Below are 16,283 nucleotides of genomic sequence, written 5' to 3' on the forward strand. Positions count from 1 at the left end.
CTAAAAGCCGGCACTAATCTTTTATAATATTCTTCTTCCCTGCTGTGATAGGGCGTAGTAAATGCCATGCTGCAAAGTTTGAAAACAATGGTATTGACTTAATTTTACGTTAACTTCTGTAATTTGCATGCTGATCTCCGCAGACATCCCGACCAAAATTGTCTCTGTGCCAATCAACCTGGCTGCAGCAGCAAGTTTATAGATTAAATCAATCGCATAATTATTTAAACTTTGATGTAAAGCCGTCAAATCAAGAACCAAATATTTTGCCTGGTAATGGGGGAGGCGGTGCAATGTTTTTTCAATCAGCTCCTCGGAACGAAGATCATCGTATTGACCCAGCAAGGGGACAACGACAATTTCCTCCAGGACCGGAATAATCGGTGAAGAAATATCCTTGATTAAATCCGTTAAATTTTTTGTCCGTTCCTCAACAAGTTTTTCCAGCTTTTGAATTTCTTCTGTTTCTCGTCTCCTTGCAAGCTGGTGAATATTTTGGTCAACTGTCACAGAAGAAGGGAAGTATGCAAACTCGCAAAAGTCATCGCCCTCAATTTGGCTCTTAAGAATTTTATAGCCGATATTCTCGCCAAACATACCAGTCAGCAAGCCTGCAAAATGGCTGGGAAGAAAAGACCCGGCATGGGTCTTACCCTGGGCTTTATTAATTTTATATTCCCAAGAGTTTTTCATTCGAATAACAGCCGTCTTGTTCGATTCACTAATTTCTTCTACTTCAATTCGGCCCCATCCTGCTGAAGCATATGTATTTGTGAGGACAGACACGATTGATTCTATATTTAAAGACATGCTTTGAAAATATTCACCAACAACGATTCCCTGGCGAAACCCGGCAGCCTGAATGACAAGATTTGCTGCATCATCTCCAGATACCTCTTCAATTGCATCAAAAAAGGTTTTCATTGCCGAAGAAATCCAGAATAGCACCGCATCTTCCTTTTCGAACAAAAAGGTTCCATTATCAAGATCCCATTGAAAATTTAATCCGCCTGCATTGATTTCTAAAGGTTTCTTTTCCAATTGCCTGCTTCCTCTCACTCGTATATTTGCATTCATTATATATAAATTTAGCGATAAAGCAAAAAAGAAAGGATTGAAATATACATGGTAAAAAATTCTCAAGCAAGCATCAAAAAGTTTATCCGGACATATTCGCAGGGCATTAACTTATATTAAAATACGCTATCACTTCTTAATATAAAACAAAAAACCGATCCCGGGCAGGGACCGATTGTTAGACATTTAATAATTCATCATTGTTAAAAACTTCTCTTTCGTTAACTATTCTCTGAATTTCATAGCCTTCCAGTGTCTCTTGTTTGAGAAGGGCTGTTACTAAATTATGAAACTGGAACTCATGCGCTTTAATTAAAGTTTCCGATTTTTCAAGAGCGTCATCAAACAATGCTTGCATTTTCGATTCTTTTTCGCCTTTATTAAAGGTTAATGAAAAACCTTCCTGAAGCAAGCCGGTGTCAACCATTTGCTCGATGATGTGCTTCGCTTGTTTTACATCGCCGCTGACGCCAATGCTGTGCTCCCCTAAATGCAATCTTTCTGCCACGCCGCCGGCAAGGATCATTGCGATTTGATCCAACAGCTCACTTGTAGTAGACAGATGAAGTTCTTTTGGAATTGGCGCCACGTAACCAAGCGCATCTCCACGCGGGATGATGGTTGCTTTTCTGACAGAACCTGGTTTTGTTAACGCAGCAACAAGGGCATGTCCGGCTTCATGAATTGCAACTCGGCGTTTCGTTTCCGCATCCTGCAATGTCCGCGACGTACTGCCAAGAATCGTTCGGTCTAAAGCATAATCTATATCGTCCTTTTGGATTGTATCCTGTCCGTTACGAACCGCCCGCCTGCTGGCTGTTTCAAAGAGTGATTCCAATTCGGCACCAGAAAAGCCTGATGTGCTCTCGGAAAGCTCATTCAAAGATGCCATTACTTCAGAAGCAAGTTTTTTTCCTTTTGTATGGATGTCAATAATTTCCCGCCTTCCTTTTGTATCAGGAAGAGGAACAAGGAAGGAAAAGTCGATCCGGCCCGGTCGCAGAAATGCATCATCGAGCATATCTTTCCTGTTGGTGGCCGCAATAAACAAAATTCCATCATTGGAGTGTCCGCCATCAAGCTGGACGAGCAATTCAGTTAAAGTTTTCTCACTTTCCTCGCCGCCGTGGGGCTTTCTTTTGCCTGCAAGAGCATCCACTTCGTCTATAAATATAACAGCAGGAGACTGCTTTCGGGCATTTTGGAATAAGCTGCGAACGCGGGAAGCCCCGACACCCACAAACATTTCATTAAAGCTGGAACCGCTTGCTGAGAAGAAGGCCGCCCCCAGTTCATGGGCAATCGCCTGTGCCAGCAGTGTTTTGCCTGTCCCTGGTGGTCCGTAAAGAAGAATTCCTTTAGGAGGCTTTATGCCGAGTTTGGCAGAGCGATCCGGGTCTTTTAAAATCGCGAGCGTCTGAATGATTTCTTCTTTCATCTCATCCTGAAGACCGCCGACATCATTCAAGGAAATGGAAGGAAGAGGACGTGCTTTTGTCAAACTTTGCTTTTTTGTTTTCGCAGCACTAAAGCTTCCTTTTTTCTGTAAAATCAATGCCGTCGCAACGAGCAAAATGACCATTCCGCCCATGAATAGACTTCCATAGCTGCTGCCGGCAGAATAACTATATTGAACATTATAATTTTCCACAAGCTTTGAAGCCATTTGGCTGCCTGGCGGGATTTCTGAAACAAACTTCCCGTCGTCCGTTGTCAATTCCAATGTTCCGTTTGCCTTTTCATGTAAAGATACTGCTTTCCCGTTCTGTTGCTGGATCATCTTTTCCATAGAAGAAAAGGGAATGGCAGTAGATTTGCCTGGCTCATGAATAACCCAAATACATGCTGATACTATGACAATAACCGCTGCAATGAGCGGAATGATTTTAAGCTTGAACTTCGAATTAGATTTCAATCACTTCAGCTCCTTCATGAATCTATATACCATTATAAGAGAATAAGAGGCCAGTTGAATAGGGAATAGGGCATAATCTTTATTGGTGAATGTTGGTAATCAATCAAAGGAACTAAAATAGCTTGACATGCTCGTCACTCCTGAGTATGATCATTCTGGGAAAATGACATTTTTACGGATAACAAGTGGAGGTCTTTCCGTAATGTGAGGCAGCTGGGCGCATTAGCGGTATGTCGAACGCAAAGTTATATTTTTTATTTTGAGAGGTATTCTATAAGAACAGCATTGCCAGTTTTACGAGGAGGACCTGAAGTGAAGTTGCGCAAATATTTATCGAAATTTGGTGTTGGCTGTGCAGCCATTGATCTTAAGCTGCCAAAAACGAACTACGAGCCTGGAGAGTATATAGCTGGACACTTTCTCATTAAAGGGGGAGCTGTCGAGCAAAAAATCAAACGGATCGAATGCGATTTGATTATGGTGGACGGGATGGATGAAACGGAGAAAATCATTGACTCGACCACCATTTTATCTTCCAAGTTTATTCGTCCTCAAGAAACAAGCCAGGTCTCCTTTAGCTACCAGCTTCCGGAAACAATTGAAAATTCGTCATCTTTAAGATCCTACCGCTTTACAACAAAGATGATTTTCAACGAAGGTGTTAAAAGCATTGATCATGATGATATTGAGATTATTCATAAACAATAAGGAAATCATAAGCTGCCGAAGAATTGCTTGATTTCTGGGACCTTTCGCCTTTTTTTGCGGAAGTAATTTGTCCGGAAGATGACGGATATTCTCCAAAGCCCGATATTGAAGCATATGAGTTTTTACAGAAGCGGTATGGAATCCAACTTGCAATCGGAGACCAGGAAACGGATTTAATTCATGCCAGGGCACTTGGAATGACGACCTGTTCGTTTCAAAATCAGAACGAGTATGCAGACTATTCCTTTTCTTGCTATTCGCAATTTAATATTTTTTAAGGAGAACAGAGCATTTATATTTAGGCTCATTTACTGTATACATAGTGGATATATTATGTTTCAGCTACTAACAAAAGATTGGAGGGAAGATACATGCTTAAAACTCCTATTGGACGCTTTAGATTGATGGGCTTTATTGAGGGTGTTTCATTGTTGATTCTATTATTTATTGCAATGCCCCTTAAATACTTTGCAGGGTTTCCTGAAGTGGTCAGTGTTGTCGGAGCGCTTCATGGTTTTTTCTTTATTGTTTATTTATTGATGATCGCTTATACAACTCTTAAAATTCGCTGGTCGTTTGTCTGGGTAGCCAGTGCGGTCGCCGTTGCGTTCATTCCGTTTGGCAATATGATTCTGGATTTCCGTTTGCAGCGCTCCGGAATTGCTTGAGAACCTCATTCGCAGCAGATGTTTATCTAAAAATAAAAAGGGAAAAAGGGTAACTAAAATAAGACCATCAATGGTGGGGTGTTACCGATGGATAAGCATGATCATTACGTCAACGAGACAGCCAGAAAAATGGTTGAAGAATATAAAAATGGTCCTGACTATCTTTTCCTCGTTAAATCAATCGAGAAGCTTTACAATGACTCGCACGATAAAAAAATAAACAGCGAATATTCGAGCCGGTATTTAGAAAATTTTCTGTTCCGCCAATTTAAGTCTAAAATCACGCAAAATAGCGGTAAAAGACTCTTTATTAGGAAAAGAAATTAAAAAATTCCCAAATTGAATTGGGTTGATGTGCAGAAAAGAAAACTTTCGTTAAAACGAACACCCCATGCTAATTTCGAGCATGGGGTTTCGCCTATTGGATTAAATTCAGGAATTGCTTTGTACGCGGTTCTTGCGGGCTTGTGAAAATTTCTTCCGGACGCCCGCGTTCCACGATTACACCGCCATCCATAAAAATGACTTCGTCCGCCGCTTCTCTTGCAAAGCGCATTTCATGTGTAACGACAACCATCGTTTTTCCCTCGTTTGCAAGATCCTTCATCACCTTCAACACTTCACCGACAAGCTCGGGATCAAGTGCAGAAGTCGGCTCATCAAAAAGCATAACTTTCGGTTCCATCGCCAGGCCCCTCGCAATCCCGACCCGCTGCTGCTGGCCTCCGGATAATTGGAACGGGTAGAAATCGAATTTGTCAGCTAAGCCAACCTTGGAAAGTAATGCTTCAGCCAATTTTCGCGCTTCAGCTTTGGATTGTCCTTTGACAGTAACCGGGCCTTCCATTACATTTTCTAAAGCAGTCATATGCGGGAACAGATTATAGTTTTGAAAAACCATCCCTGTCATCCTGCGAAAAGCTGCTATCTTTTTTTTCTCGAGTTTTTCGGAAAAATCTATCCTTTTATCCCCAATCGCAATCGTGCCGGCTGTAGGGGTTTCCAGCAGGTTTAAACAACGAAGCAAAGTAGTTTTTCCTGAACCGGAAGGGCCAATCACAACGACAACTTTTCCTTTTTCAACTTCAAGATCAATTCCTTTTAAAACTTCCAGTGTGTCAAAGCGCTTGTATAACCCATTAATAGAAATCATGATTCTTCTCCTCCCATGCTAAAAGTCTCATCTTGATACATAGCGGTCAAACCGGCCTTCAAGTCTTCCCTGGACGATGGAAAGGAAGAAGCAAATAATCCAGTAGATGAGTGCCGCTTCTGAATAAAGAAGGAGAAATTCATAATTGGTCGCGGCAATTTCCTGGGCCCGCCTAAACATTTCCGTAACGAGGATCAGCGAAGCAAGCGAAGTATCTTTCACCAGGCTGATAAATGTATTTGAAAGGGGAGGGATTGATACTCTCGAAGCCTGCGGAAGGATGACCCGCCGCAATATTTGCGAGTATGACATCCCGATTGAGTAGCCGGCTTCCCATTGCCCCTTCGGAACCGATAATATTGCGGCCCGGATAATTTCAGATGCATACGCACCAACATTCAGCGAAAAACCAATGACAGCTGCCGGAAACGGGTCAATCACTATTCCCGCCGTTGGCAGCCCGTAGAAAATGATAAATAATTGTACGAGCAAAGGTGTTCCCCTGATTGCAGACACATAGACTCTGGCGATCGTTTGCAACGGCCTTATGTTTGTGATTCTCGCCAGTGCGGTTAAGATCGCCAGTATTAATCCCAAAATAAACGAAATAATCGTTAAAGGAACTGTATTAAAAATAGCTCCCTCCAGCAAAGGCTGGAGGGAACTCCTTGCAATTTCAATGAGGCGCTCTGCTCTGTCAGGATCGGGGAAAATGCTATTCAAGTACATTTTCGCCAAACCATTTCTCGGAAATTTTTTCATACGTGCCGTCTGCAATGATTTCATCCAAAGCATTGTTCACTTCTTCAACAAGCGTCTCACTGCCTTTACGGAACATGAGACCACTTTGGGCGGCGTCTTCGGATGTTGCCGCAATTTTAATCGGAGCATCAGGTCTTTTATTTGTAAAGTCAAGAAACGAGAGCTTGTCGTTAATCGTAGCATCGACACGGTTTGAATTTAAAAGCTCAATGGCCTGGTTAAAGCCTTCAACTCCAACAATTTCTGCACCGTATGATTTGGCAAGCTCAGCATAATTGCTTGTCATCGATTGGGCCGACTTTTTCCCTTCGAGATCTTCAAAACTGCTGATGTCAGTATTATCTTCACGCGTAATCAACACAGCTGCAGATGTAATATAAGGCTTTGAAAAATCATATTTTTCTTCGCGGTCCGGCTTAATTCCAACCTGGTTGGCGATCATATCAAAACGCTTTGAATCAAGCCCGGCAAACATCGCGTCCCACTGCGTTTCCATAAAGACAGGCTCCACTCCCAACCGGCCCGCAACTTCTCTCGCCAGCTCAACATCAAAGCCGGTTAATTCGCCTTTATCATCATGAAATGAAAATGGAGGATATGTACCTTCTGTACCGATCAATAATTTACCATCCTCTTTTACCTTGGCCAGTAAATCTTCCTCTGTTTTGCCACCTTCAGCAGCATTATTTTCTTGATTATTTCCAGCTTCATTGTTATTATCATTCGTTCCGCATGCGGAAAGGATCAGCATAAAACTTAATAACAGTGCAAATAAAAGTGTAAGCTTTTTCAAAAATGATTCCTCCCTAATTCTGATAGTTTTTATCGGCATTAGTTATCATAGTATATGTCCTATACCCTGTCAAAGAATATTTATCCGTTACTATCGTTTCCAAATCGGAGTAAATCATCCTTTTCTAAATAAACTTTTAGCCAGCAAAATAAGAAATTTTAAAAAGATTGTAGGGGAAAATCGATTTTGTTCGTCTATAAGGTGAAACGATTTTTGGAGCAGGAGGAAACAGAATGATAGAAGTAAAGAATCTATCCCATGCTTTTCGCATTGGGAAAAAGGACAAGAAAACAAGCATCCCTGTTTTAAAGGATGTCTCGTTTTCGGTTAATCAGGGGGAGATCGTAACAATTGTTGGGCGAAGCGGGAGTGGAAAATCAACTCTTTTAAATTTAATCGCCGGTTTCATTTCCCCCGACAGCGGTGAGATTTGGATCGATGATGTAAAGGCGACCAGCCTGAACGAAACGAAATTTGCCGATTTTCGTTTAAACCATATCGGGTTTATCTTTCAAAGCTTCCAGCTGATTCCGAGTATGACGGCCTATGAAAATATTGAATTGCCGCTTATTTTAAAAGGGCTGGGCGAGATGGAACGCCGTGAAAAAGCATTGGCCGTCCTTGCAAAAGTCGGTCTGGCGGAGTACGGAGATCACTATCCAAGCGAATTATCCGGAGGCCAACAGCAACGGGTTAGCATTGCAAGAGCACTTGTCGCCGGCGCACCGTTGATTCTTGCAGATGAACCGACCGGGAGTCTGGATAGCGAGACGGAGCAGGATCTGTTAAAGTTTATCAAACAATTAAATCAGGAAATGAAGATTACTTTTTTAATCATTACTCATGATGAAAAAGTAGCAGAAATCGGGAACCGGACGATCGAAATAGTTGACGGTCAAATTTTAGAGGGGGCCTTGATATGAAGCTGAAGGACCAGTTCAGATTTGTCCGCCAAAATATGAAAAAAAATAAAACGAGACTGTTTATGACAATACTGGCTACAGCAATGGGATGCGCCTTCTTAATTGTACTTGCCTCGGTAGGATTTGGCCTTCATAAATCAATCATCAAAGGTATGACCGAGGATCGCGCGGTCACGGAAATAGAGGTGCCTGGAAAAGAAGAAAATGGTACCTTTCTGCCGCTAACAGACAAAGATATCAAGTATTTTGAGTCGATCGACAATGTAAAAGCGGTAACCAGAAGACAGGCTTTGATGCAGCAGGGAAACTACGAAATTGACAATTATCAAACATCTGCCGAAACAATCGTTACCCATGTGCCATCGGAGGTAAAGGCAGGCTTTGAGCTATCAAAGGGCCGCTTGCCTGAAGCGGATCATGAGATTGTGGTAGGGTATGATTTTGTCGAATCACTGGCCAATAAAGATGCCAAACAAGAGGAACTGTATGATGAAACAGGCAAAGTGAAAGAAGAATTTCGATATACAAAGGATCTTGTCGGGAAACAACTTAACCTTACCGTGATCCAATATGTTGATGGACAGGAGCAGAAAAAGGTGATTCCTCTCACCGTAGTCGGAATCGGTAAAAAACCGGGCAGAGAATGGATGATCGATCAAAACGTGTTTATTTCAGAGAAAACATTATCAGAGATCGAAGAGTTTACTGGAACTCCACGGGGAATGATTAAGAGCCAGGGTGAGGAAGAGAGCCCGGAAGTGGATAGTCAGAGCTATGATTATGTTAAAATTTACGCTGTGAATCTTGAAGCTGTCCAGGCGATTACGGATTCGCTTAAACAAGAAAACTATCCAACTTACTCTGTTGTGAGTGAGATGGAAGAGGTCAATAAGGTTTTCACCGTTATTAAAGCCGGGCTCATCTTTGTTGGAACGATTGCGATTCTAATTGCATCAATCGGAATTTACAATACGATGACAATGGCCGTGACCGAACGTGCCCCCGATATCGGGATTATGAAAGCGATCGGTGCAAATCCAGGAACAATTAAGCGCATTTTCCTGCTGGAAAGCAGCTATATCGGCATTGCTGGTGCCTTCATTGGCACGATCGTCTCATACGGGTTAAGCTACATAGTAAATTATCTGCTCCCGATCATTATTAGCAGCTCGTTTGGCCAGGAGCTTCCGGAAGGTCTTATGTTCAGCTATATTCCTGTTACACTGCCGCTTATCTGTGTGATCATTTGCTACGGAGTTACGATTCTCTCAGGCTATCGCCCTGCCCAAAGAGCGACCCGGGTTGATGTACTGAAAGCGCTGCGAAGAGAAGTTTAATAGTTAAATACTTGTGAAGCGATTTATTTCACTTGGATAGCTTTTTCATATCAATTTTTAACGAGATAAGTGGAAATTGGGTTGTTTTATGTTACAAATATTTTTAATGAAAAGGCTGCTTCCCGATAATTGGAAGCAGCCTTTTCCAGCTTATAAAAATACGATATAGATAAACGCAGCAAGCGCGATCCGGTAGATGGCAAACGGGACAAGCTTGATTTTATTAATAAGCGCCAGGAAGAAGCGAATCGAAATCATCGCAAAAATAAACGCACTGATAAAACCGGCAATAAAAAATGGCAAGGCGTCAATCGTGATATACTGCCAGTTTTTTAATAATGAAAGTCCGCTTGCACCAAGCATAATCGGAACCGCCATGATGAACGTAAAATCGGATGCGGCCCGGTGGCTCATTCCAAGAATAACGCCGCCGGAGATCGTTGACCCGGAGCGGGAAAACCCTGGCCATAAAGCAAAACATTGGAATAAACCGACACCAATTGCCTGCTTCCAGGTGATTTGATCAACCGAATGCGTGCTTGTCACTTTGTTCGGGAGAAAATCTGCAATTAACATGAAGACTGCTCCGATGACAAGTCCTATCACAACGGTATAAACCGAAAATAAATGCGTGTCAATTGTATCTTCAAACAAGAAACCAAAAAACGCCGCAGGAAAAAGCCCGACAATCACATGCTTGAGCTGCAGTCTTGGTCCAGAAGATGCAGTGCCGTCCGCAGATCCTTTTTTCAAACCGAGCAAATCTTTAAAACGTTCTCTAAAAATGATCACAACCGCCAAAATGGATCCCAGCTGGATCACCACTTTGAAAGTGTTCGCCACTTCCTGTGAAAACAATTCTTTTGATTGAAACATCAAGTCATCGACAATGATCATATGTCCTGTAGAGGAAACCGGAATAAACTCTGTCAGTCCCTCAACAATTCCCAAAACGATTGCAACGAAAATTTCCCACAAGTTCATTGAAACACCCCAAATTAAATTTGAAAATCGCAAAACTTTAATCGAGTCATTATTTAAGCACTGTCCGAAAATTTACTATATCATTAAATTAAGAGTCAGGAAATAAAAACTATCATCATCCCAAATAATAATTACTTGGAATTTATTTCTCGGGAAAGCGCAGGAAAAGACAAATCACGCATTGTACCTGTAAAAAAAGCACAAAAAGTAGGGGATGATGTCGTTATACAGAAGAGGTTATAGCAAAAAAATATGAGGAGGATCCATCATGGCAGAAGGCCTTATCCATCATCTTGAAATTTATGTTTCTGATTTAAAAAAGAGCATTGAATTTTGGGAATGGTTCTTGACTGAACTAAAATATCAGCCCTTTCAAAAATGGGACAAAGGCGTAAGCTGGAAATTAGGGGATACTTATATTGTGTTTGTACAAACAGAAGAGAAATACCTCGATATTCCATATCACCGGCGGCGAACCGGTCTCAACCATCTTGCTTTCCATGCAAGCGGAAGAGAACGCGTTGATGAAATGGCCGCAAAGTTAGCCGCACAAGGAATACCGCTCCTGTATGCGGATCAATCCCCCTATGCGGGTGGACCTGACCATTATGCTATTTATTTCGAAGATCCGGATCGGATTAAAATAGAATTGGTTGCTACATAAGCTTAAGTGATCGTTCCTGCTGATTTTTTGGTCCGGATTTTAAGAAAGAATGAATAAGCTATGTAATAGATATAAAGTTGGAGGTACATAAATGAATTTCGCAGAATTACATGGTATAGAGGAACGTCTCAAACTTATGGACAGCCTAAAGGAAAACTTTTCAGAACGGGCAAATCGCAACAATGATAGCGGAGAGTTCCCGTTTCAAAATTTCGATGATCTTAAACGGAGCGGATACACAGCCTTAACTGTTCCAAAGGAATATGGAGGAAAGGAAATTTCACTTTATGAGCTTGTGAGGCTGCAGGAGAAAATTGCTGAAGGAGATGGTTCCACAGCTCTGGGAATCGGATGGCATATGGGGATTATCAAAAATTTAAGTGAAAAAAGGCTGTGGGACGAATCATTGTTCCAATTTCTTTGTGAAGAAGTAAAAAAGGGAGCGCTTATTAATGCTGCTGCTACAGAAGCGGGAACAGGAAGCCCGACGAGAGGGGGAAAGCCACAGACAACGGCGGAAAAACAAGGGCAAACATGGGTGATTAACGGCCGAAAAACGTTTACGACATTAGCGCCGGTACTTGACTTTTTTATCGTCTCGGCAACTTTAAAGGAAAGCGAAGAAATGGCGAACTTCTTGATTCCACGTTCCGCTTCAGGGGTCAGCATTGAAGAAACCTGGGACAGTATCTCGATGCGGGGAACCGGCAGCCATGATTTAATTCTTGAAAACGTCATTGTTGAAGACCGGTTCCTGGTCGAGAAGCCCGGAAAGTCTGCTAAGCGCGCAAACGGCTGGCTCCTCCATATCCCGGCCTGCTATATGGGAATAGCGCAGGCAGCCCAATCTCACGCAATCAAGTTTGCTCAAAGCTATTCACCGAACAGTATTGATGGTGCAATCATCGACTTGCCCAATGTCAGGCAAAAAATAGGTGAAATCGAACTCGAACTGATGAAAGCCAGACATTTTCTCTACTCGGTGGCAAAATTATGGGATGAATCAAATGAAAATGCACGAAACAATCTTCTTCCGGAGCTTGGTGCAGTCAAACATGCTGTTACAAACTCAGCGATCAAGGTGGTTGATCTTGCGATGCGGGTTGTCGGCGCAAGAAGCCTTTCGGCAAAGAGCCCGATGCAGCGTTATTACCGCGATGTCCGTGCCGGGCTTCACAATCCGCCGATGGATGATATGACAATCCATTTGCTTGCGCAGCATGCTATTCAAGGACATAAATAGAATAAACAGGAACTCGCCAAATGGCGAGTTTTCTTTATTAATCTTTTAAATCTGCATACTTCTGACAAATCCTTTATTAAATTTTTCGAAAAACATCTTTCCAGAAGTAAAACCATACTATATAATCAAACTGTATTACTTGAAATAGTACACATAATACAGTTAGGAGGGTGCGAATGTTTGAATTAGACTTGAGAAGCCGGCAGCCCATTTATGAACAGTTAGTCGACAAGCTAAAGGAACTGATTATAAATGAAGTCCTCGCTGCAGATGAGCAGCTGCCATCTGTGAGAACGTTGGCACAGCAGCTGACAATTAATCCGAACACCATTCAGAAAGCATATCGCGAGCTTGAACTGCAGGGCTATATATACTCCGTCAAAGGAAAAGGGAGCTTCGTCAATCCTTCTAATGAAACGATCAATACCGAAAAAATTGCGAAAGTAAAAAATGAACTGATCAAGCTGCTTTCTGAAGCATTGTATCTCGGAGTGCCAGTAAGCGAACTTTTCACCATCATTACCGAATTGGATGCTTCCATTCAGGGAGGAAAATAACGATGATTCAATTTAAGGGCGTCACAAAATCATATGAAGATTTCGAGGCCGTTTATAAGGTAGATATAACAATTAACCATGGTTCAATATATGGGATGCTCGGTTCAAATGGGGCAGGAAAAACAACGCTTTTAAAGCTGCTTGCCGGAATTCTCAGGGCTGATGACGGCAAAGTCCTGATTGATGACAAGAATGTTTTTGAAAACCCGGACATAAAAGACAGGATTTTCTTTATCCCGGATGTACCTTACTTCTTCTCACAATATACGATCCAGCAGATGGCCGAATTTTATAAAAGCGTTTATTCCCGCTGGAACGATGAGCGTTTTGAACAGTTGGGCCAGGTCTTTGAAATGGATATCGACAGAAAAATACATAAATTTTCGAAAGGACTTCAGCGCCAGGCTGCTTTCTGGTTCGCCTTATCAACGATGCCGGACATTCTCATTTTGGATGAGCCAATGGATGGACTTGATCCGGTTATCCGAAAAAAGGTAAAAAGCCTGATTATCGATGAGGTGGCAGAAAGAGAGATGACGGTTTTAATCTCTTCCCATAACTTGAGGGAGCTTGAAGATATTTGTGACCATGTCGGGATTCTTCATAAAGGACGATTGCTTTTTGAAAAAGAGCTTGATGATCTGAAAGCCGATGTCCATAAAATTCAGTTAGCCTTTAAAGGCGCTATTCCCGAACAGCTATTCTCTGATTTGGCGATATTGCACAAGGAGATAAGAGGGAGCGTCCTGTTGTGTATCGTGAGGGGCAAAGAAGCAGAAATAGCAGAACATATTGAAAAATATCATCCGGTCATCTTCGATATGCTTTCGCTGACTTTAGAGGAAATTTTCATATACGAAATGGGGGATGTCGGATATGCCATCAAGAATATCCTTGTTTAATAGAGAAATAATCCGCCAGATTACAAGAAGTGTTGGCTGGGTCGGCATTGTGTATTTTCTTGGCCTTGTTGTTGCTTTGCCTTTAAGGCTCCTGATGCAAGTATCAAGTGAGTATCCAAACTATCAAAAGTATGAAAACCTGTTTCAGGTGGATTTTCCTATACAAATGCTGTTTATCTTAACTATCCCGGTTTTATTGGCGATATTTCTATTTCGATTTTTGCATGTGAAGCAACAAGCCGATTTAATTCATAGCTTGCCATTGAAGAGAAGCACAATCTTTCACCAATACACATTAATAGGTGCCGTATTATTGGTGACTCCGGTCATCCTAACCATGTTGGTCGTATTGATTGTATACAACGCCTTCGACTTAAAGCTATATTTTGAGATTGCTGAGATTTTTTACTGGGGTGGAGTAACCGTTCTGATCAGCCTTGTACTCTTCCTGGCCGCTGTCTTTGTCGGAATGTTTACAGGAATCACTGCAGTGCATGGAGGTTTATCATATATTTTCTTAGTGTTCCCTGCCGGAATCGTATTTCTGTTGGTTTCAAATCTCGGTTTTTTTCTGTTAGGATTCCCTGATAGTTATTACTTACATACGAAAATTGAGACCTTTTCGCCATTCACTTATGCGCTGGTTTTGGAAACACGGGTTGTATCTCCGGCAATAGCATCTATTTATGCTGTGTTAATTGGGCTTTTGTACGCAGGTTCATTATTTTTTTATAAAAAGAGACAGGTTGAGGCCGTTTCGCAGGCGATCGCCTTTGAAAAGCTGACGCCAGTGTTTAAATACGGTGCTGCCTTTTGTTTTATGCTGCTCGGGGGCATTTACTTTGGCAATATAGGGATGAAATCTTCATGGTGGATTTTTGGCTATGTCGCTGGTTCAATCTTGGGATATTTCATCGCCGAGATGGTTTTGCAAAAAACGTGGCGTGTTTTTAGGAATATAAAAGGCTATTTCATTTTCGTCGGGGTAATTGCGTTATCATTTGGAGCATCCCAGTTAATTTTTAATCAATACGAAAAAAATGTTCCTGAATTGTCGGAAGTAAAACAGGTTTACGTTAGTGATATGCCTTATCAGTACGTTAATAGTGAAGATTATGAAAGCGAGCTGACTTTTACATTAAAAGAACCGGAAAACGTGCAGGCGGTTTTGAATCTTCATCGTAGCATGATTAATACACCATCTGCAAATAAGGAATCGATATTTTTCGCCTATGAACTTGAAAATGGCAAAAAAATCGTACGTGAATATGAAATGAATCAAAACGATTTTTATGAATTGCTGAAACCTATTAAAGAATCAATAGAATATAAGCATGCATCCAATGAAATATTTCTGGTAGACGCTGAAGAAGCAGACAAGATTACGATTACCCCGAGAGGGCTTATGACCAAGCATGCTGTCATTGCAGATAGCAAAGACATTAAGGAAGCAATCACAATTCTGAAAAAGGAAGCAGAACTGGAAACGTATGAACAAATGGATAATTATTCGTACAATAACTCCGAAGTTGAGTTATTGCTAGACAATGATAAGCGAGTCTTTGTTGAATGGAAGCAATCTTACAAGCAGTTTGAAAAGTGGCTCGATGACAAGGGATTACTTGCACAGGCCAGCTTGCTACCTGAGGATATAAACTATATCCTTGTTGCCAATAAACGGGAGTTAGTACCGGACCCTTATATAGCTTTTGATGATCAAACCTTGCTAAAACAGCTTGAGGAGGAAGGGAAGATCTTCAAGGCTGAAGACAAAGGCGGAATCAACAGTATACTGACAGCGGCTGAGACGCATATAGATGGAGAATTTATTGTTGCGCTCTATTTTCATGAAAAAGGCCATTATGAGATTGCCAGCATTAAAGAAAATAAATTACCGGATTTTATTAAAGACTACTTTGATAAATAGTTTAGGAGGTACAGGGGTATGGAGCCTCAGCCGAATTTTGAATTTTTATTTGCACGGTACTATAAACGGCTGTTTTATACAGCCTTAAATATCACGAAAAACGCTCATACGGCCGAGGATGTTGTCCAGGAGACTTATCTGAAAGCTTTCTTGAAAAGTGATTCTATTCACAATGAAGAAAAATTGGGAGCCTGGTTATCAGCAATTGCGACAAGAACGGCAATTGATTTTATCCGCAAAGAAGCAAGAGGGCTTGCTGTTTCACTGGAGGCCATTGTTCAGCAGAATGAGCTGTTTGCACTTGAATCAGATCATAATGTTGAGCAGGAAGTAGCGCTCTCCCTGTTTAAAGAAGACATTGAGCAGGAAATCAAAGCGTTGAAGCCGGAACACCAAGCAATATTTCTGTTAAAAGTAAATTCGGGTTTAAAGGAAGAGGAGATTGCCAAGCAGCTTGATCTCAAGCCGGCAACGGTGAAAACAAGGCTGTACCGGACGAGAAAGCACTTAAAAGCTGTTTTGTCCGAAAGATATACGGCTTAAAAAAGAAAAGGCATGGCTGAGATAACAGCCGTGCCTTTTCCTATTTCACCAGTTATAATTAAAGATCACAGGCTCAATATTGTTGTAAAGAACTGATACCAACAGAAGTTATTCTTTTTCGGCAGCT

General features: G+C 41.6%; 18 protein-coding genes. 12 read left to right on the forward strand and 6 right to left on the reverse strand.

The genetic code is table 11. From position 1 onward, the window contains the following. Nucleotides 1-21: 21 nt before the first annotated feature. Nucleotides 22-1,041 carry an STAS domain-containing protein gene (locus CU633_RS14815; protein ID WP_101661370.1) on the reverse strand — a complete coding sequence of 340 codons (1,020 nt, stop codon included), beginning with the start codon at nt 1,039-1,041 and terminating at the stop codon, nt 22-24. A 214-nt stretch (nt 1,042-1,255) separates the two neighbouring features. Next, the gene (locus CU633_RS14820) at nt 1,256-2,992 is read right to left on the reverse strand and encodes an AAA family ATPase (RefSeq protein WP_101661371.1); all 1,737 of its coding nucleotides are present in this window, start codon (nt 2,990-2,992) and stop codon (nt 1,256-1,258) included. Between the two features lie 312 nt (nt 2,993-3,304). Between CU633_RS14820 and CU633_RS14825 the strand changes: the two genes are divergently transcribed. The 4 genes from CU633_RS14825 (at nt 3,305) to CU633_RS14840 (ending at nt 4,695) form a co-directional block, all read left to right on the forward strand. Next, the gene (locus tag CU633_RS14825; RefSeq protein ID WP_101661372.1) at nt 3,305-3,700 is read left to right on the forward strand and encodes a sporulation protein; all 396 of its coding nucleotides are present in this window, start codon (nt 3,305-3,307) and stop codon (nt 3,698-3,700) included. Nucleotides 3,701-3,723: 23 nt separating this feature from the next. Further along, on the forward strand, nt 3,724-3,978 hold the full coding sequence (locus CU633_RS14830) for a hypothetical protein (RefSeq protein ID WP_101661373.1): 255 nt from the start codon (nt 3,724-3,726) through the stop codon (nt 3,976-3,978). A 93-nt stretch (nt 3,979-4,071) separates the two neighbouring features. Then, on the forward strand, nt 4,072-4,368 hold the full coding sequence (locus CU633_RS14835; RefSeq protein ID WP_101661374.1) for a DUF3817 domain-containing protein: 297 nt from the start codon (nt 4,072-4,074) through the stop codon (nt 4,366-4,368). A gap of 87 nt (nt 4,369-4,455) precedes the next feature. After that, nucleotides 4,456-4,695 carry a hypothetical protein gene (locus CU633_RS14840; RefSeq protein WP_101661375.1) on the forward strand — a complete coding sequence of 80 codons (240 nt, stop codon included), beginning with the start codon at nt 4,456-4,458 and terminating at the stop codon, nt 4,693-4,695. Nucleotides 4,696-4,786: 91 nt separating this feature from the next. Here CU633_RS14840 and CU633_RS14845 read toward each other — a convergent pair whose 3' ends face one another. The 3 genes from CU633_RS14845 to CU633_RS14855 are packed head-to-tail and all read right to left on the reverse strand — an operon-like array spanning nt 4,787 to nt 7,076. Continuing rightward, a complete protein-coding gene (locus CU633_RS14845) occupies nt 4,787-5,521 on the reverse strand; it encodes an amino acid ABC transporter ATP-binding protein (protein ID WP_101661376.1) in 735 nt (244 codons plus the stop codon). 27 nt (nt 5,522-5,548) lie between these two features. After that, nucleotides 5,549-6,250 (reverse strand): amino acid ABC transporter permease, encoded by a 702-nt coding sequence (locus tag CU633_RS14850; RefSeq protein WP_101661424.1) that lies wholly within the window; start codon nt 6,248-6,250, stop codon nt 5,549-5,551. Further along, a complete protein-coding gene (locus CU633_RS14855; protein ID WP_308314771.1) occupies nt 6,237-7,076 on the reverse strand; it encodes an amino acid ABC transporter substrate-binding protein in 840 nt (279 codons plus the stop codon). The genes CU633_RS14850 and CU633_RS14855 overlap by 14 nt, the downstream gene beginning before the upstream one ends. A 233-nt stretch (nt 7,077-7,309) precedes the next feature. On the opposite strand from CU633_RS14855, the gene CU633_RS14860 reads away from it, so the two are divergent. Then, a complete protein-coding gene (locus CU633_RS14860) occupies nt 7,310-7,999 on the forward strand; it encodes an ABC transporter ATP-binding protein (protein WP_101578610.1) in 690 nt (229 codons plus the stop codon). Continuing rightward, complete coding sequence (locus tag CU633_RS14865) at nt 7,996-9,336, forward strand: ABC transporter permease (RefSeq protein WP_101661378.1); 1,341 nt, start codon at nt 7,996-7,998, stop codon at nt 9,334-9,336. Before CU633_RS14860 ends, CU633_RS14865 begins: the two co-directional genes overlap by 4 nt. Before the next feature lie 150 nt (nt 9,337-9,486). Here CU633_RS14865 and CU633_RS14870 read toward each other — a convergent pair whose 3' ends face one another. Then, nucleotides 9,487-10,320 carry an undecaprenyl-diphosphate phosphatase gene (locus CU633_RS14870; RefSeq protein WP_101661379.1) on the reverse strand — a complete coding sequence of 278 codons (834 nt, stop codon included), beginning with the start codon at nt 10,318-10,320 and terminating at the stop codon, nt 9,487-9,489. A 268-nt stretch (nt 10,321-10,588) separates the two neighbouring features. Here CU633_RS14870 and CU633_RS14875 point away from each other — a divergent pair, with 268 nt between their 5' ends. The 6 genes from CU633_RS14875 to CU633_RS14900 all read left to right on the forward strand — a co-directional run bounded on the left by CU633_RS14875 (nt 10,589) and on the right by CU633_RS14900 (nt 16,156). Then, the gene (locus CU633_RS14875; RefSeq protein WP_101661380.1) at nt 10,589-10,984 is read left to right on the forward strand and encodes a VOC family protein; all 396 of its coding nucleotides are present in this window, start codon (nt 10,589-10,591) and stop codon (nt 10,982-10,984) included. Between the two features lie 91 nt (nt 10,985-11,075). After that, nucleotides 11,076-12,227, forward strand: a complete 1,152-nt coding sequence (locus CU633_RS14880) for an acyl-CoA dehydrogenase family protein (protein WP_101661381.1) — start codon at nt 11,076-11,078, stop codon at nt 12,225-12,227. A gap of 176 nt (nt 12,228-12,403) precedes the next feature. Next, nucleotides 12,404-12,784 (forward strand): GntR family transcriptional regulator, encoded by a 381-nt coding sequence (locus tag CU633_RS14885; RefSeq protein ID WP_101661382.1) that lies wholly within the window; start codon nt 12,404-12,406, stop codon nt 12,782-12,784. Between the two features lie 2 nt (nt 12,785-12,786). Beyond that, on the forward strand, nt 12,787-13,686 hold the full coding sequence (locus CU633_RS14890; protein WP_101661383.1) for an ABC transporter ATP-binding protein: 900 nt from the start codon (nt 12,787-12,789) through the stop codon (nt 13,684-13,686). Continuing rightward, nucleotides 13,661-15,613, forward strand: a complete 1,953-nt coding sequence (locus tag CU633_RS14895; protein WP_101661384.1) for a DUF6449 domain-containing protein — start codon at nt 13,661-13,663, stop codon at nt 15,611-15,613. The genes CU633_RS14890 and CU633_RS14895 overlap by 26 nt, the downstream gene beginning before the upstream one ends. Before the next feature lie 18 nt (nt 15,614-15,631). Continuing rightward, a complete protein-coding gene (locus tag CU633_RS14900; protein ID WP_101661385.1) occupies nt 15,632-16,156 on the forward strand; it encodes an RNA polymerase sigma factor in 525 nt (174 codons plus the stop codon). Nucleotides 16,157-16,283: the final 127 nt, after the last annotated feature.

Source organism: Bacillus sp. V3-13 (assembly GCF_002860165.1).
GTDB lineage: Bacteria > Bacillota > Bacilli > Bacillales > Cytobacillaceae > Bacillus_BJ.